We start from the raw sequence: 15,305 nt of genomic DNA on the forward strand, positions 1-15,305 counted from the left end.
CACGACGGACTCCCACCGGGAAAGTCCCCCACCTCGAAATGGAGGGCCTCCGTGCCTTCGTCTTCCCCTTGCGCCTCGCATGCGCGCACCACTGGCCATCTGCCGCCAAGGTCCTCCACCGCGAGCCCGTCGCATGTGGCACGGTCTCTCGCCGAGCTGGCGCCCCACACGCCGTCCACTCTTTAGTTGTCGTCACGGTGATCATCGCCGGCTAGGCGCAGCACCACGCAGAAACGTTTTCCTTTCGGATGCTCGAGCCCTGGGCGTCTCGGGAGAACCACTCGTCCCTGCTCCTCGCCTCGCGCCTTACTCGCCAACTCCTCGGCCGGGATAAGCGAGTTCCGCACATGCGCGACGACCACCTTGGCAGGCGTCCGAGCGTCTACCGAGCGGCAACACGCCTCGTCCGCTCACGTCTTGACACGGTCGCGTGCCAAGCCTTTATCAGCACAACCTGCAGGGCGAGGGGGCCGCGAGGCCCCCTCGGTCTGTGCAGAAACTGACCGCTCGTGCGCAGTTAGAGTGGTTGTCCCTTCATCAAGCGGCCCGCCGGGCTTCCCTTCCCCACTGGCGATATGTCCAGCGGCCTGAGGGACACGCCCCCACCCGCTCCAGTCGCATGCGTTGCCTGGGGGTTCGCCTTGCTCATTCGTGATTCCGCGTCTTCGATCGCCGCCCGACTTCTCGAGGGCTCACTCGAGTTGCATCTGATCGAGCAGTTCGTGCACCGCCACGGCTACCGCCCCGGCGAGTCCGAGGTCCGGTCGTGGAACCGCAGCCTTCCGGCGCTCACCAGCGCGCTGCTCGACGCGGGGCTGGGTCAGGTGGAAATGCTCGTCGAATACGGTCTGCCGCTGACCAGCAAGCGTGCCGACGTCGTGCTCGCGGGGGTTCATCCGAGGACCGGCGAACCCTCCTATGTGGTCGTGGAACTCAAGCAGTGGAGCGAGGCGCATCCCGACGAGGATGACGACCTCGTGCTGTGTCGGGTGGATGCCTATTCACGGCCCGTGTTGAATCCGATCGAGCAGGTCCGCAGGTACTGCGACTATCTGGTGTCGTTCAACGGAGCACTGGCCAACCATCCGAAGCGCATGTGCGGGGTCGCTTATCTCCACAACGCCACCGACTTCGGGGTGGCCGGGTTGGACGCGGCCGAAACGGACGAACGTGTACGCATGTTCACCGCTGAGCGGCGAGGCAAGTTCCTCGCGTTCCTGACGTCGCGGCTCGCCCCCGAATCGGGGGCCGAGGCCGCCGATGTCTTCCTGGCAGGCAAGGTCCAACCGTCGAAGCAGTTGATGGCGGTCGCCGCCGACGAGGTGCGAGACCGCGAGCAGTTCGTGCTGCTGGACGAGCAACAGGTCGCGTACGAACTCGTGCTCCGCGCCGTGCGGGACGCGCACCGGTCCCACCACAAGCAGGTGCTGGTGGTGACGGGGGGGCCAGGCACGGGCAAGAGTGTCATCGCGCTCTCCGTGCTCGGTGAGATGTACCGGCGGGGCGTCTCGGCGCTGCACGCCACGGGGTCGCAGTCCTTCACCAAGACGATGCGCAAGGTCGCTGGCGCGCGGAAGCGTGAGGTCCAGGATCTGTTCAAGTACTTCAACAGCTTCATGACCGCCGAGCCCAACACCATCGACGTGCTGCTCTGCGACGAGGCGCACCGCATCCGCGAGACGTCCGCCAACCGCTACACGCGCGCCGAGCACCGTACGGGCAAGCCGCAGGTCAGGGAACTGATCGACGTGGCTCGCGTGCCGGTCTTCCTGCTCGACCAACACCAGGTCGTACGACCTGGGGAAATGGGGACCGTGGCGGAGATCGAGGCTGCCGCGGCCGCCATGGGCTTGACGTGCCGAGTCGTATCGTTGGACAGCCAGTACCGGTGCGGTGGCAGTGACGCCTACCTGCGATGGGTGGTGCGACTCCTCGGGATCGAGGGGGACGGCCCCGAGGAGTGGGAGCCGGACGGACGCATGGAGCTGGAGGTCGCCGACTCGCCAGCGGCCATGGAGGAGTTCCTGCAGGCGAAGCGGGCGCAAGGGTACGGAGCGCGCATGTCGGCCGGCTACTGCTGGAAGTGGTCGGACGCCAAGCCCGGCCAGGAACTGCCCGCTGACGTGGTGATCGGTGACTGGCAGCGCCCCTGGAACCTCAAGGGTGACCGCTCGGTGATGGGCGCTCCTCCGTCCGCGCTGTGGGCCACGGACCCGGCCGGGTTCGGTCAGGTGGGGTGCGTCTACACCGCTCAGGGTTTTGAGTACGACTGGAGCGGGGTGATCTTCGGGCCCGACCTGGTGTGGCGAACTGACCAGTGGGAGGTGAACCTCTCCGCCTCCAAGGACCCGGTGTTCAAGCGGGCCGTTTCGGAAGACGATGTGAAAAGGCTTGTTCGCAACACGTACAAGGTGCTGCTGACGCGCGGCATGGTCGGGACCATTCTGTACTCGACCGACGCGGAGACGCAGGAAAAGCTCCGGGAACTGGTCACTCGATCGGCGTCACCGGTGACGGCGTAGCTGCGCTCGCTCCCCGGTGAGAGACGCTGGATGGTCGCGGAGAGCGGCCCGGTGGGAGCACCGGGCCGCGAACCCGCGCCCGGCGGGGCGGGGACGGCGCGCCATGTCCCGAGCGCTCAGGGGATGAGGGCGCGAAGGAACTCCCGTGTGGCCGGGTCGGTCGAATACAGCACGGTGCCCTTCATTCCCCGAGTGAGGAGCACTTTGTAGGTGTTGCGGATCAGTCGGTGGAATTCGTGCGGGGGTGCGTTGTCGAGAACCGCGTCCTCGCTGGCTGACGGAACCGACTGCCAACCCTGCTCGCGCCACACCAGGTCGTCGCCGATGATGACGCCGCTCCAGTCGTATTCGAAGCCCTGGGCGGTGTAAATGCAGCCGACCTGTCCGAAGCCCGCTGGATCTGTCGCCCACAGGTCCGATGAGGGCAGACCGCCCACTCCGCTCGAGCCCTTGATGTTCCAGGGGCGCTCCCAGGAGCCGATCTTCACGTCGTTCACCAGCGAACCGTCCTTGTTCGGGTCGCTCCACGGCCAGCAGAATCCCGCCGTGATACGTCCGTCCTCGCCGCTGGAGCGCTTTTGGCGCAGGAAGTCCTCGAGTTCCTCGGGGCTTTCTGCGACGTGTACGGCGTAGCGACCCTCGTCCCCCTTCCACTCGAGGGGGCCGCCGGGCTCTATGTTCAACAGGCGGAGCACCCATGTTTCGTAGGCACGGCTGCCGCCGGCGCGGAACTGGCCGTCGAGGTCGACGTGCCGCACCGTGAGTCCGCGCTTGGCCGCCACTTCCTCGATCATCTGGAGGGAGCCCGTCTCGCCGGGTCGCACCACCTGGTGCTGGTCGAGCAGGAAGACCGGGACCAGAGCGGCGTCTATCAGTTCGTCGATCTGCCGCCTGACCCCCCACTTGCTGCCGAGCGGTGCTCCGTTGGAGGTCTCCCGCAGCCGGTGCGCCTCATCGAGTATGAGGACGGCGAGTCCGCTGGACCTGTCGCCGGTGAAGCTGTTGAAGTACGTGAACAGGCTGCCGCTGTCCCTGTCGTTGTTCGAGATCCGTTGTTTCAGGGTCCGGGTGAAACTCCTGGAGCCCGTGGCGTGCGCCACCGGATAGCCGTCACGCAACAGGCTTCCCATCAGAGAAAGGGCGATCACGCTCTTACCTGATCCCGGGCCGCCGGCGACGACCACCAACTCCTTGGTGCCGGAGGGTCGCTCATGAGCCATTCTGAGAGTGCGCATCACGAGAGAGAAGGCCGTGTGCTGCTCACCGATGAGCGTGAAATGGCTACGGTGGAGCACTTCGTCGGCAGCGACCTTCATTAACGCCTCGCTCGGAGCGAAGCGACTTGCGAGCAGTTCGTCGCCGACCTGGTTGCTGTCGTCGAAGCAGAGGGTTTCCCGCAGAAACCGGACGAAGTCGTCCTCGGTGGTTCGGGTGAACAGCCTGTTGTCGGCACCCGGTGTGGTGAGGAGTTCCGCGATCCCCTCGCTCTCGGCGTTGTGCAGGTAGGCCACTCCGGTGACGCGTTCGCCGTGCCCTTCGAGGACCAGAGCGTAGTTTCTGAGGTACTCGCAGTACCGGGTCACCTGGGCGATCGGGTGCAGCGTGGCTCGCCGGGGCAAGCCGATGACCTCGCAGAGTTCGTCGGAGCCCGGGATCAGCCGTGCCCTACTCCACTGTTTGAGCTCAACCACTACATAGGCCGGATCACCTGTTTTCGGGTCTCGCCCCGCGAGCACCACGTCGGCGCGCAGGCTGCACATCGGCAGCGCGAATTCGACCAGCATCTCTACGTCCTCGAGGCCGGCCGTGGCGAGCAGGCGGGCCAGCGCGTCCAGGCTATGTCCCCAGGAATTGACCTCTGCGGTGGAGGGAGGCCGCTGGTACGTCATCCGGTACCTTTCCCTCAGTTCGTTGACATAAGGGCGCTGCCCGAAAGCGGATTCGGCGAGCAGCTTTCGCGCGGAGGTTTGCTTGAAGGCCACAGGTCCCCCAGGAAGACAGAGTCGTCGCGCGGGGGGCGTGTCCTCGTAGGAAGCCCGTCGGATGCGGCACGTAACGCCCGGAACTTTACCGAACGGGCGTTTGCCCGAGTAAGCACCTCTCACCGCCAGCCGAGGGGCAACTCAGTGGAAGTCGCTGTCCAACGACAGCGTCCGCGCCTTCAGCCCCGCATCGGCTGCCGCTTCCCGTAGTACGGCGGCGAACGCCTTCGGTCCCCGGCTCACCCCGGGCAGGTCAGTCGACAGCATGAACACGGGCACCTGAGCGGCGGCGAACAGGCGCCGCACGTACGGACCCAACACCTCGCGCCCGGCAGGTTTTTCCGCACGGATCAACGCCTGCTCAAGCGTGGATTCCCCGCACAACAACATGTCGCACCGCGGCGGCTCATATGCGTCCTCCGGCGTGAGGAGCCGGGCCCGGTATCCGGCACGGCGGAGGAACTCAGCCGTTGTGATGGCCAGTTGTGACGCCTCGAGTCGCGACAAGCCCGTCACCAGCACTATCGACTTCTGATCTGCCGTGAACGTCGCGCGTAGCACGGTGGTCACCCAGTGCGTCGCTCCGTCCCAGTCGTTCCTGATACGAAATTCCGGGTGAACCCGACCCTGGTGGCCTACCTGATCCGGCCTGTATGCGCCGAACAGTGTGCTGTCGGCCAGCAACTCGACGGATTCCCGGCCGGACACTGGCGCCAGCCTGCGGCGCAGGAACCTCTTCAGCGCCCCGCGGGAGTCTCGGGTAAACACGTAGGCCAACCTGTTGCGCGGAGCTGCCAGCAAGTCCGCAACCTGGTGATCGGCGGCGTTGTGTAGATAAGCCATGCCTACCAGCCGGTCGCGGGGCTCGGAGAAGAGGTCATGGGAGGCCAGGAGTGCCCGACATGTCCTGGCTGTTTGTTCGGCAGGGTGGGGCTTCGGTTTTCCGATCATGTTGGCGACGATGAAGCGTTCGTCGTCGTCTGGGTCGGTCGCCACTCTCTGCCATTGCTTCAGTTCGGTGACCACATAGGAGTGGTCACCGGTCTCCGGGTGTCGCCCAGCCAGGATGACGTCCGCTTCCCCTTGGACTCCGGGCAGCTCGCATTCGACCATGAGGTCTACCGCGTCAAGTCCCATTTCCACGAGGTCTCCGGCGATGACGGGCAGACTGCGGGCCCAGGCGTCTTTTTCTCCGTCACTCGTCGACCTACGCCCAAGCGACTTCTCGGCCTCGGACAGCACGGACCTCAGAGTTCCCCGAGCGTGCAATTCGTACGTTTCGGCGGCTGACAGACACGCCAGATACACAACGCCCCCACACGCGACACCTCGCGCGGAAGGGGCGTGTCCGCCTTGGGAAGCCCGTCGAACCGCTAGACGACACTCACCTTACGGCGGGCGCAGGCGCCCCACTACGTCGCCCGTTCCTCCTGGCACGGCTGGCCATCACCCCACCCGAGAGCAACCCCTCACCCCGCACCCTTCCCCTCCTCCCCCGCGCCCCCACGCGACCACGTCAGACCCTCCATCCGTTCGATGCTCTGGTTGAACTCGATCAGCAGGCTGACGAACTGCTCGGTTTTCTGCTCCGACCAGCCCGTGACCTCGATGAGGCGGGTGGTGCCGGCGCGGCTGATGGTGCGGTCGGCGGCTAGGCGTTCGAGGCCGAGGGGGGTGGGGCGGAATTTGCGGGCCATGCCGCCGGCGGGGTCGGGGATGCGTTCGACCAGGCCGTTTTTGAGCATGGCGCTGACCTGGCGGTTGATGGTGGAGACGTCGACGTGGAAGGTGTGCGCCAACTCCTTGAGGGTGAGCGGGTCGCCGGCTTCGAGGCGGGTCAGGAGGACGTAGGCGGAGCGGTCCAGGCTCTGGCCGATGCGGGGGCCGCGTGAGGCGACGAAGTGGCGGGAGAGCAGGGTCATCTCTCGTTCCAGGTCGCTCAGCCGCTGCTCTTGGTCGCTCATGCCTCGATTGCCCTCGGTTTCGTCCCGGTTCGGTTCGCTCGTTTCATCATCGCTGATGGGCTCACGGTTTCGGGGCACCGCTGACCATCGTTGTGCATTATGCATATCGTGTGTACTGTGCATATTGAGAGTTGCGTGCGGGGTGCCCGGGCGGACCTGCCGTGTGTGTGCGGCGGCGTGGCTCGGACTCGATTGCCGGGCCCGGCCCCGTACCCGAACCCGCACCCAAACCCCTCCCCCCACCCATCAGCGCGCCCTCGCCGGCGCCCCTCCGGGCAAGGAGTTCCCACGTTGTCAGCCACCTCTCCCCGTACGGTGGGGCCGGGCGTCGTGACGGGTGTGATTGCGTTGAGTGGCGTGGTCGTGTCGCTCATGCAGACGCTGGTCGTGCCGATCATTCCGCAGCTCCCGCGCCTCCTTGACGCCGAGCCGTCCGACGCGTCGTGGGTGATCACCGCCACGCTGCTCGCGGCGGCCGTGGTGACGCCGATCGCGGGGCGGCTTGGTGACATGTACGGCAAGCGCAAGGTGCTTGTCGGCAGTCTCGTCTCGCTGGTCGCGGGCTCCGTGTTGTGTGCCGTGTCCGATGCGCTGATACCGGTGATCGTGGGGCGGGTGTTGCAGGGGCTGGCCACCGGGGTGATTCCGGTGGGCATCAGCATGTTGCGGGATGTGTTGCCCGCGGAGCGGGTGGGCGGCGCCGTGGCGTTGGTCAGTGCGAGTTTGGGGGTTGGCGGGGCGGTTGGGTTGCCGCTGTCGGCTGCCATCGTTGAGAACGCTGACTGGCATGTCCTGTTCTGGCTGGCCGCAGGGCTCGGGGTGGCGTGTCTCGCGTTGGTGGTTGCCCTGTTGCCGGCGCCGCCGAGTCGGGCGGCCGAGCGGTTCGACACCGTGGGGGCGGCCGGACTCGCGGTGGGTCTGGTGTGTTTGTTGTTGCCGGTGACCAAGGGGGGTGACTGGGGATGGACGAGCGGTAGCACCCTTGGGCTGTTCGGTGGCGGCGTCGTGGTGTTGGTGTTGTGGGCGGCGTACGAGGTGCGGGTGGCGCAGCCGTTGGTGGATCTGCGGGTGACCGTGCGGCGGCCCGTGTTGTTCACCAACCTGGCCTCCATACTGGTTGGCTTTGCCATGTACGCGATGTCGCTGACGCTGCCGCAGTTGCTCCAGTCGCCGGAGGCGACGGGGTACGGGCTCGGGCAGTCCACGCTCATGGCGGGGCTCGCGTTGGCGCCCGGTGGGCTGGTGATGATGGCGCTTTCGCCGGTCTCCACGCGCATTACCGCCCGGCACGGGGCGCGTACGTCGCTGCTGATCGGCGTGGGTGTCATCGGTCTCGGGTACGCGGTGGGGCTCTTCCTGATGGCCGCGGTGTGGCAGATCGTCGTGACGGCGGTGATCGTCAGCGGCGGTGTCGGCATCGCGTACGCCGCCATGCCGGCGCTGATCATGGACGCCGTGCCGGTGACCGAGACGGCGTCGGCCAACGGGGTCAACGCGCTCATGCGCTCGATCGGAACCTCCACCTCCAGTGCGGTGATGGCCGCGATCCTGGCGAACATGACGCTGCGCCTCGGGCCGGTCGAGGTGCCGACGGAGGACGGGTTCCGGGTGACGTACGTGGTCGCCATGGTCGCCGCGGCTGTGGGGTTGTTGCTCACGCTGGCCATTCCGCGCGCCGTTCGCCCTGCCGCCGCCCCGCAGGCCTCTGGTCCGGGCCCGGCCCCGGCCTCGGCTCCGGCGGCGGACCTCCCGAGCACCCTGAGCACCACCACCCCTACCGAGACCCGCTGACCCGCCTCGTACGACGGAAGGATCGCCACGCGTCATGGAACATCTCAGGGAAACCGAGGAGCCCAACAGCGGAGGCCGGCTGGCCGGCAAGGTTGCCGTCATTACCGGGGCGGGGAGCGGGATCGGGCGGGCCGCCGCCGTGTTGATGAGTCGGCAGGGGGCTAGGGTCGTGGTGGCCGACTACGACGCGGGCGGCGCGCGGGGGACGGCGGGACTCGTGGCGGCGGCGGGTGGGCGGGCGTTGCCGGTCACCGTGGACGTGACCGATGAGGGCTCGGTCGCCGGCATGGTGGACGCGGCCGTCGGCGAGTTCGGGGCGTTGCACGTGCTCTGCAACCACGTCGGTGGGACCGATCCGCGGAAGGATCTGGACCTGTTGCGTATGGACATGGACGAGTTCGGTCGGGCCGTTGACCGTAATGTGCGCAGCACGCTGTGGGGGGCGCGGTACGCCGTGCCGCATATGATCCGCGCCGGGGGCGGGTCCATCATCAACACGGCCTCTGTGGCGGCGCTGGTGGGCGACGTGTTGCAGACCTCGTACGGCGCGGTCAAGGCGGCGGTGGTCAGCATCACGAAGTCGGTCGCTGTCCAGTACGGGCCGCAGAACGTGCGCTGCAACGCGATCGCTCCGGGCGCCGTCATGACCCCCGCTCTGGAGAAGAATCTGCCGGAGGACGTCATCGAGGCGTTGAAGCGGGGCAACGCGCTGCCGTACCTGGGTGCTCCGGAGGACATCGGGCACACGATGGTGTTCCTCGCCTCTGACGAGTCCCGCTATCTGACCGGTCAACTGCTCGTTGTGGACGGCGGTATGACCATGCAGTCCTCGGCCGCGCCGGGGCGGCGCGCCATGCTGCCCGGGTAGCCCCTGCGACGGGGGCGGCGGGGGCCCGGGGTGGGGAGGAAGTGGGGTGCGGAGCGGTGGGGCGGGCGACTGCGGACCGCTGCGGGTGCCTACGTAGAGTAGGGCTCATGTCCGAGGACACTCCCCTGATACAGAGCATGCGCGCGGCCGTACAGGCCACGCCCGGTGATGTCGCGCTGCGGTTGCACCTCGCCGAGTTGTTGCTCGACGCCGGGCAGGCGGCCGGTGCCGTGGCCGAGGTGGCCGTGGCCTTGCAGCACGCGCCGGATCACGCGCAGGCGCGCGAACTCATGGCCCGCGCCATCGCCCCGCCGCCCGCCGCCCAGGCGCCCGCTCCGTCACCCGCTCCGTCGCAGGTCGCGGCCCCGGACACGGGCCAGGCCACGAACACGGGCCAGGCCGCGAGCACCGATACCGCCGGCCCGGGCGCCCCGCGTGGCGGGTTCGACTGGCAGGCGGCCGAGAACGAGGTCGGCGACGTCGTGCCGCCGCGCTTCGTGGAGGCGCCGCTGACCGTGGACGGCAGCGGGGACCCGGGCGACGCCGACGCGTGGGAGGTGGCCGCGCCCGGGACGGTGCGGCTGGCCGACGTCGGTGGGATGCGGGACGTGAAGGAGCGGCTTGAGGCCGCGTTCCTGGCGCCGTTGCGCAACCCGGAGCTTCGAAAGCTGTACGGGAAGAGCCTGCGCGGCGGGCTGTTGTTGTACGGGCCGCCCGGGTGTGGCAAGACGTTCATCGCGCGGGCCGTCGCCGGGGAACTGGGGGCCAACTTCCTGTCGGTCTCGGTCAACGACGTGCTGGACATGTGGATCGGCAACTCCGAGCGCAACATGCACGAGATCTTCCAGACGGCCCGCCGACAGGCGCCGTGTGTGGTGTTCCTGGACGAGTTGGACGCGCTCGGCGGCAAGCGCAGCCGTACGCAGCACTCCGGGATGCGGAACACGGTCAACCAGTTGCTGACCGAGTTGGACGGGGTGGACGCCACCGCGAACGAGGGTGTGTTCGTGCTCGCCGCGACCAACGTGCCCTGGGACGTGGACATCGCGCTGCGCCGGCCCGGGCGCCTGGACCGTACGCTCCTCGTGTTGCCGCCCGACGCGCCGGCGCGCGAGGCCATCCTGCGCTACCACCTCAAGGACCGGCCCATCGAGTCCGTCGACCTGGGCAAGCTCGTCAAGATCACGGACGGCTTGTCCGGCGCCGACCTGGCCCACGTGTGCGAGGCGGCGGCCGAGCACGCGCTGCTCGACTCGGCCCGTACCGGCACCGTGCGCCTGATCAACATGGCGGACCTGCTGCGCGCGGCCAAGGCCGTGGCGCCCTCGACGGAGCCGTGGTTCGCGACGGCGCGCAACGTGGCGATGTACGCCAACGAGGGCGGGACGTACGACGACCTGGTCGCCTACCTGAAGCGGAAGCGCAAGCTGTGACGACCGAGCATCCGTTGACGGCACAGGCCGGCGCCCTCATCGAACTCGATCGGTACGACGACGCCAAGGCGTTGCTGGCGCGGCGGCTCGCCGAGGACCCCACCGACGTACGGGCCTGGACCCGGCTCGGCCGGTGCCACCAGCTCACGAAGGACCACGCGGAGGCGCTGCGGGCGACGGACGAGGCGCTGGCCATCGCCCCCGAGGACTACAACGCGATGCTGCTGCGGGCGTACGTGCTGCGCAGCCTGCACCGGTGGGAGGAGGCGCAGCAGGCGGCGCGGGCGGCGATCGGTCTCAACTCCGAGCACTTCGCCGCCTACTCGCTGCTGGCCGAGCTGCTGTTCCTCCCGCCGCGCCAGGAGACCTGGCAGGAGGCCGTTGACCTGGCCAGGGAGGCGGTGCGGCGGGGGCCCGAGGAGGTCGGCGCGTACATGACGCTGTGGAAGCTCGCCGGCGTCGCGCAGAACACGGCCTGGATGGACCAGATCGAGCGACAGATCCTGCAGATCGACCCGACGAACGCGTTCGCTCTGGAGTACCAGACGGTGAGGGCGGCGAAGGCCCCCGGCGTGCGGGCGGCCGACGCCGCCGAGATGTACGCCGGCGCGCTGGCGACCGCGCCCACCTCGTACTCACTGACCCGCGGGCTCGACCAGGCAACGTACCGGCTGCTGCGCGGCACCCGGTGGCTCGCGCTGATTGGCCTGGTGTGCGCGGGCGCGATGGTCAACCTGTTCCCGGAGGAGGGTGAGGCGCCTGAGTTGCCGGTGCCGATCGGTACCCGGTTGTGGGTGCTGGTGGTGATGGCGGCCATCTGGGCGTTCGGGGCCTTCCGGCGCTACCGGCGGTTGCGCGCCGGCGTGCAGCTCAACGTGCGCTCCGTGTTGCGGCGCGGCACCTGGTCCCGGATCGTCCTCGCGCAGGCGGCGCTCGCGCTGCTGTGCGGGCTGCTGATCGCGGAGGTGCCGTGGACGGAGCGCACGGTGCCGCAGATGTTGTTCTGGGTGGGCCTCGCGCCGACGGCCGCCACGATCTGGTTCGACCGGAAGAAGGCGAAGTGAGGGCGGGCCGCGCGGGCCGGGAGGGGTTGCGGGAAACCGGCCCGCGCCGGGTGGTCGAGCGTCGCTAGCCATCCAGGTCCTCACACGCGATGGGCATGCCCTCCACCAGCATGGCGGGCTCCACGGCGAGCAACTGCGTACGGAGCGCGTGCACCAGGGCCACCCGGCCCAGGTCTTCGACGGGCGTCCAGACGACGCCGTGCCGGTCGCAGGCCGGGGCGGTGAACGTGTCCTCCTTCGCGCACCCGCCGTCCACGAAGATCGCCAACTCTTCGGGCTGGCCGGCGTCGGTGGCGGGTTGCTGGTCCACGGCGAGGAGGCGTAGCGGCGGCGGGGGAAGCGCGATGCCGAGGGCGGCGCCGGTGCGTTCGGCGGCGCGCTGGATGGACTCGCCGGGACGCAGTACCACCCCCGGTGGGGACGGCACGCCGTCCTTGACCACCTGGAGTACGCGCGGCCAAAGGCGCGCGGAATCGAGCGGGTTACGGGTGTCCGCGGGGCAGTGGACCAGCAAGAACACCCATACCTGACGTTCAGTCACGCGACCCGGACCCCTTCGATCTGCGCCAGTCCGACACACTCGTCGGCGCTGCGGTCATCGAAGGTGATCAGCCCGGCCGACGCACTCCCATCCGACCAGAACCAGCCCTCGACGGTGTTGTGCTCCACGCGCCGCCTGTTGGGGCACAGTACGCCGTGACGGAGCGCGTGGGGGTCGAACATCGACTCTTCGTACGCGGCGTGGAACTCGGTGTCGGTGACCGGCGCCCATGTCTCCTCCGCGTACAGGAAGAACCGCAGGGCGACGCCTCGGACCAGGACGCGGTGGGTGCCTTCCGTCGTCACGCGGCGCCTCCGGTGGTGGCCGGCGCGGACGCGGGCGCTGGCGTGGCCTCGCGGAGGCGGCGGTGGATCGGGCAGCGGCACGGCGGCCAGGCCGCGGTGGCGGCCCAGAGGTAGTCGTCCCGCCACACCCGCTCGCTGTCGACGGCGGTCACGCTGACGGCGGCGGAGGCGGGGTCGGGCGGACCGGTCTCGCCGGGTCGTCGCCGGTACACGCGCAGCGTCATCAGGTGCTCCATGGCCTGGTCTCCCCACGAGGGTGGCTGGCAACTGCCGTCCCTTGGCCAAGACTTGACCCTTCATCGGTCGATCCCTTAGGCAAGGGGTGCAGCCCGGTCGCGGATTGTGACCGGACACTCACAGCATCGGCCTGGTGGAGCCGACCCGCTAGCAGTCGCGCCTTAAAGCCGCAAGTGTTAAAGCGGGCAGAGGGAAGAGGGAGTGGCAACGTTGGTCATGGAGACGGACAGCGGGGCGCCGGCATCGCTGGCGGGGTTCCTCGGTAGACAGCTTCGCAAGCTCCGCACCGAACGAGGCTGGTCACAGACCGAGTTGGCCACGAAGGCACACACCACCGGCGCCATGATCAGCTACGTGGAGAACGCGAAGCGGGTGCTGGCCCCTGACCTGGCTCGCGATCTCGACGCGACGTTCGACATCGACTTCTTCGAGGAGTTGTCGCCGCTGGTCCTCGCGTACGCGTATCCGTCCTGGTTCCTGCCGATTGTCGAACTGGAGCGAGAGGCGAAGTCCATTCGCTCCTTCCAGAGCCAAATCGTTCCAGGGCTGCTGCAGACGGAGGAGTACGCAAGGGTCACGCTCGCATCGTGGCGACCGGATAACCTGGAAGACCTCGTAGCTGCCCGACTGACGCGCCAAGCGCTGTTCGACCGTGACGAGCCACCGCACACATGGTTCATCCTGGACGAACAAGTACTTCGTCGCAGGATCGGCGGACCGGCCATGATGCGCAGCCAGCTTGAGCGCCTGCTTCATGCCGGACAGCATCCGCGGTGTGTAATCCAGGTGGTCCCGGAAGAGGTGACCGCTCATCCGGGGTTGGCAGGCCCGTTCACGCTACTGAGCGGCTTCGATCAGCAAGACGGGAAGAAGCCACCGCACGACGTACTGCACGTGGACGGCTTCTCTCGGGGACGAACCGCGCTCGACCCAGCCGAGGTGAACGAGGGCGCCCGCGCCTATGATCTGCTGAGGAGCTACGCCCTGTCGCCGGAGGAGTCGGCCGACCGCATCGGCGCATATCTGGAAGGACTGACGAAGCGATGAGCAGCACAAGCACATGGCCCGTCCGCTGGCGCAAATCCAGTCACAGCAGCCCCAACGGCGGTGACTGCGTGGAGGTCGGGTTCGGCATGCCGAGCACCGTCCCGGTCCGTGACAGCAAGGACCCGCACGGTCCGGCCCTCGCGTTCGACGCCGCCGCCTGGACCGCGTTCGTGGCGAGCGTGAAGACCGGCGCTTTCGACGCCTGACCCCCACGTACGAAGGAGCCCTCGGCCGTAGCGCGATGGTCGGGGGCTTTGCCATGCCAGAGATGGATGCCGTGGAGGACATCGGGCGTACTGGCCAAGTCGGCACTCTGGTCCAACTGACGTGTTCTGCAGCATGGTTGAGGCAACCAAGCCCGAAGGGTGTGAGCAATGACCGACAAGTGGATCAAGTCCTCGTACAGCTCGACCAACGGCGGCGAATGCGTCGAGTGGGCCCCAAACACCGCCGCCGCAACCGGCACCATCCCCGTCCGCGACAGCAAAGACCCCCACGGCCCGACCCTCGCGTTCGACACCGCCGCCTGGACCGCGTTCGTCACGGGCGTGAAGAACGGCGACTTCGACGCCTAAGCGGTCGGTCGGCCCCGTGCGTCCTGCGGGGATTGATCAGGCTGCGTCGTGGTGGACGGAGTCCAGGGTGGCGAGTTCGTCCTCTGACAGGCGCAGGGAGCCGGTGGCCACGTTCTGGGTGAGGTGGTCGGGGTCGCCGGTGCCCGGGATGGCCAGGACGTGGGGGCCCTGGTGCAGGGTCCACGCCAGTCGGATCTGGGCTGTGCTCACGCCGCGAGCGCGGGCGATGGCGTGCACCTCCGGGCTGTGATCGGCGGTCGCGCCCCCGTCGCGTCCGGTGCCGGCGATCGAGTAGAACGGCACGAACGCGATGCGTTGTTCACCGCAGACGCGCAGGAACTCCTGTTGCTCGGGCGTGGCCCCGATGCCGTACATGTTCTGGACGCAGACCACCGGTGCGATGCTCTGAGCCTCGGCGAGGTGGTGGGGGCGGATGTTGGACAGGCCCAGGTGCCGGATGAGTCCGGCCTCGCGCAGTTCGGCGAGTGCGCCGAAGCGTTCGGCGACGGAGCCGGTGCCGACGATGCGCAGGTTCACCACGTCGAGGTGGTCGCGGCCGAGCTGGCGTAGGTTCTCCTCGACCTGGCCGCGCAACTGCTCGGGGGTGGCGGGCGGCAGCCACTGGCCCGAGGGGTCGCGGCCGGGCCCGACCTTGGTGGCGATGACGAGGTCGTCCGGGTAGGGGGCCAGCGCCCGGTTGATCAGCTCGTTGGCGCAGCGCAGCGACGAGAAGTAGAACGCGGCGGTGTCGATGTGGTTCACGCCGAGTTCGACCGCCCGGCGCAGCACCCTGATCGCCTGGTCGCGGTCGCGTGGGACGGCGTCGGCCGCGAACGCCTCGCCGTGCTGCGGCAGGCGCATCGCGCCGAAGCCGATCCGGTTGACCGTCAGGTCGCCGAGTTTCCAGGTGCCCGATGCGGCCGCGGTGTTCGTGTGTGAGGTCATGGCGGGATGATCTCCGCGCGGTAGGGTGGCC

15 protein-coding genes are annotated in these 15,305 nt (G+C 68.3%); 8 read left to right on the forward strand and 7 right to left on the reverse strand.

Going from position 1 to position 15,305, the window contains the following annotated elements; genetic code table 11:
- Nucleotides 1-641 precede the first annotated feature (641 nt).
- On the forward strand, nucleotides 642-2,522 hold the full coding sequence (locus H7H31_RS09400; RefSeq protein ID WP_187064529.1) for a DUF2075 domain-containing protein: 1,881 nt from the start codon (nucleotides 642-644) through the stop codon (nucleotides 2,520-2,522).
- Between the two features lie 116 nt (nucleotides 2,523-2,638).
- Here H7H31_RS09400 and H7H31_RS09405 read toward each other — a convergent pair whose 3' ends face one another.
- The 3 genes from H7H31_RS09405 to H7H31_RS09415 all read right to left on the reverse strand — a co-directional run bounded on the left by H7H31_RS09405 (nucleotide 2,639) and on the right by H7H31_RS09415 (nucleotide 6,468).
- On the reverse strand, nucleotides 2,639-4,504 hold the full coding sequence (locus tag H7H31_RS09405; protein WP_232109754.1) for a DUF2075 domain-containing protein: 1,866 nt from the start codon (nucleotides 4,502-4,504) through the stop codon (nucleotides 2,639-2,641).
- 141 nt (nucleotides 4,505-4,645) lie between these two features.
- Nucleotides 4,646-5,746 (reverse strand): hypothetical protein, encoded by a 1,101-nt coding sequence (locus tag H7H31_RS09410; protein WP_187064530.1) that lies wholly within the window; start codon nucleotides 5,744-5,746, stop codon nucleotides 4,646-4,648.
- 227 nt (nucleotides 5,747-5,973) lie between these two features.
- Nucleotides 5,974-6,468: a MarR family winged helix-turn-helix transcriptional regulator gene (locus H7H31_RS09415; protein WP_187117857.1), complete on the reverse strand. Its 495-nt coding sequence runs from the start codon at nucleotides 6,466-6,468 to the stop codon at nucleotides 5,974-5,976.
- Nucleotides 6,469-6,759: 291 nt separating this feature from the next.
- Between H7H31_RS09415 and H7H31_RS09420 the strand changes: the two genes are divergently transcribed.
- The 4 genes from H7H31_RS09420 (at nucleotide 6,760) to H7H31_RS09435 (ending at nucleotide 11,624) form a co-directional block, all read left to right on the forward strand.
- The gene (locus tag H7H31_RS09420; RefSeq protein WP_187059739.1) at nucleotides 6,760-8,259 is read left to right on the forward strand and encodes an MFS transporter; all 1,500 of its coding nucleotides are present in this window, start codon (nucleotides 6,760-6,762) and stop codon (nucleotides 8,257-8,259) included.
- A gap of 34 nt (nucleotides 8,260-8,293) precedes the next feature.
- On the forward strand, nucleotides 8,294-9,127 hold the full coding sequence (locus H7H31_RS09425) for an SDR family NAD(P)-dependent oxidoreductase (protein ID WP_187117858.1): 834 nt from the start codon (nucleotides 8,294-8,296) through the stop codon (nucleotides 9,125-9,127).
- Between the two features lie 107 nt (nucleotides 9,128-9,234).
- Nucleotides 9,235-10,560 carry an ATP-binding protein gene (locus H7H31_RS09430; protein WP_187060874.1) on the forward strand — a complete coding sequence of 442 codons (1,326 nt, stop codon included), beginning with the start codon at nucleotides 9,235-9,237 and terminating at the stop codon, nucleotides 10,558-10,560.
- A complete protein-coding gene (locus tag H7H31_RS09435; protein WP_222624950.1) occupies nucleotides 10,557-11,624 on the forward strand; it encodes a tetratricopeptide repeat protein in 1,068 nt (355 codons plus the stop codon). The genes H7H31_RS09430 and H7H31_RS09435 overlap by 4 nt, the downstream gene beginning before the upstream one ends.
- A gap of 64 nt (nucleotides 11,625-11,688) precedes the next feature.
- Here H7H31_RS09435 and H7H31_RS09440 read toward each other — a convergent pair whose 3' ends face one another.
- The 3 genes from H7H31_RS09440 to H7H31_RS09450 are packed head-to-tail and all read right to left on the reverse strand — an operon-like array spanning nucleotide 11,689 to nucleotide 12,706.
- Nucleotides 11,689-12,165 carry a hypothetical protein gene (locus H7H31_RS09440; protein WP_187060876.1) on the reverse strand — a complete coding sequence of 159 codons (477 nt, stop codon included), beginning with the start codon at nucleotides 12,163-12,165 and terminating at the stop codon, nucleotides 11,689-11,691.
- Nucleotides 12,162-12,470 (reverse strand): hypothetical protein, encoded by a 309-nt coding sequence (locus H7H31_RS09445; protein WP_187060877.1) that lies wholly within the window; start codon nucleotides 12,468-12,470, stop codon nucleotides 12,162-12,164. The genes H7H31_RS09440 and H7H31_RS09445 overlap by 4 nt, the downstream gene beginning before the upstream one ends.
- Nucleotides 12,467-12,706 (reverse strand): hypothetical protein, encoded by a 240-nt coding sequence (locus H7H31_RS09450; RefSeq protein ID WP_187060878.1) that lies wholly within the window; start codon nucleotides 12,704-12,706, stop codon nucleotides 12,467-12,469. The genes H7H31_RS09445 and H7H31_RS09450 overlap by 4 nt, the downstream gene beginning before the upstream one ends.
- Before the next feature lie 202 nt (nucleotides 12,707-12,908).
- On the opposite strand from H7H31_RS09450, the gene H7H31_RS09455 reads away from it, so the two are divergent.
- The 3 genes from H7H31_RS09455 to H7H31_RS09465 all read left to right on the forward strand — a co-directional run bounded on the left by H7H31_RS09455 (nucleotide 12,909) and on the right by H7H31_RS09465 (nucleotide 14,329).
- On the forward strand, nucleotides 12,909-13,754 hold the full coding sequence (locus H7H31_RS09455; RefSeq protein ID WP_308284258.1) for a helix-turn-helix domain-containing protein: 846 nt from the start codon (nucleotides 12,909-12,911) through the stop codon (nucleotides 13,752-13,754).
- Entirely contained in the window at nucleotides 13,751-13,960 is a 210-nt protein-coding gene (locus H7H31_RS09460) for a DUF397 domain-containing protein (protein ID WP_187060879.1), read from the forward strand. Before H7H31_RS09455 ends, H7H31_RS09460 begins: the two co-directional genes overlap by 4 nt.
- Nucleotides 13,961-14,128: 168 nt before the next feature.
- Nucleotides 14,129-14,329, forward strand: coding sequence for a DUF397 domain-containing protein (locus H7H31_RS09465; protein WP_187060880.1), 201 nt, complete (start codon nucleotides 14,129-14,131; stop codon nucleotides 14,327-14,329).
- A 36-nt stretch (nucleotides 14,330-14,365) separates the two neighbouring features.
- Here the strand turns inward: H7H31_RS09465 and H7H31_RS09470 are convergent, their stop codons facing one another.
- Nucleotides 14,366-15,274, reverse strand: coding sequence for an aldo/keto reductase (locus tag H7H31_RS09470; protein WP_187060881.1), 909 nt, complete (start codon nucleotides 15,272-15,274; stop codon nucleotides 14,366-14,368).
- Nucleotides 15,275-15,305 lie beyond the last annotated feature (31 nt).

It is taken from the genome of Streptomyces buecherae, from assembly GCF_014295035.1.
In the GTDB taxonomy this organism is placed as follows: domain Bacteria; phylum Actinomycetota; class Actinomycetes; order Streptomycetales; family Streptomycetaceae; genus Streptomyces; species Streptomyces youssoufiensis.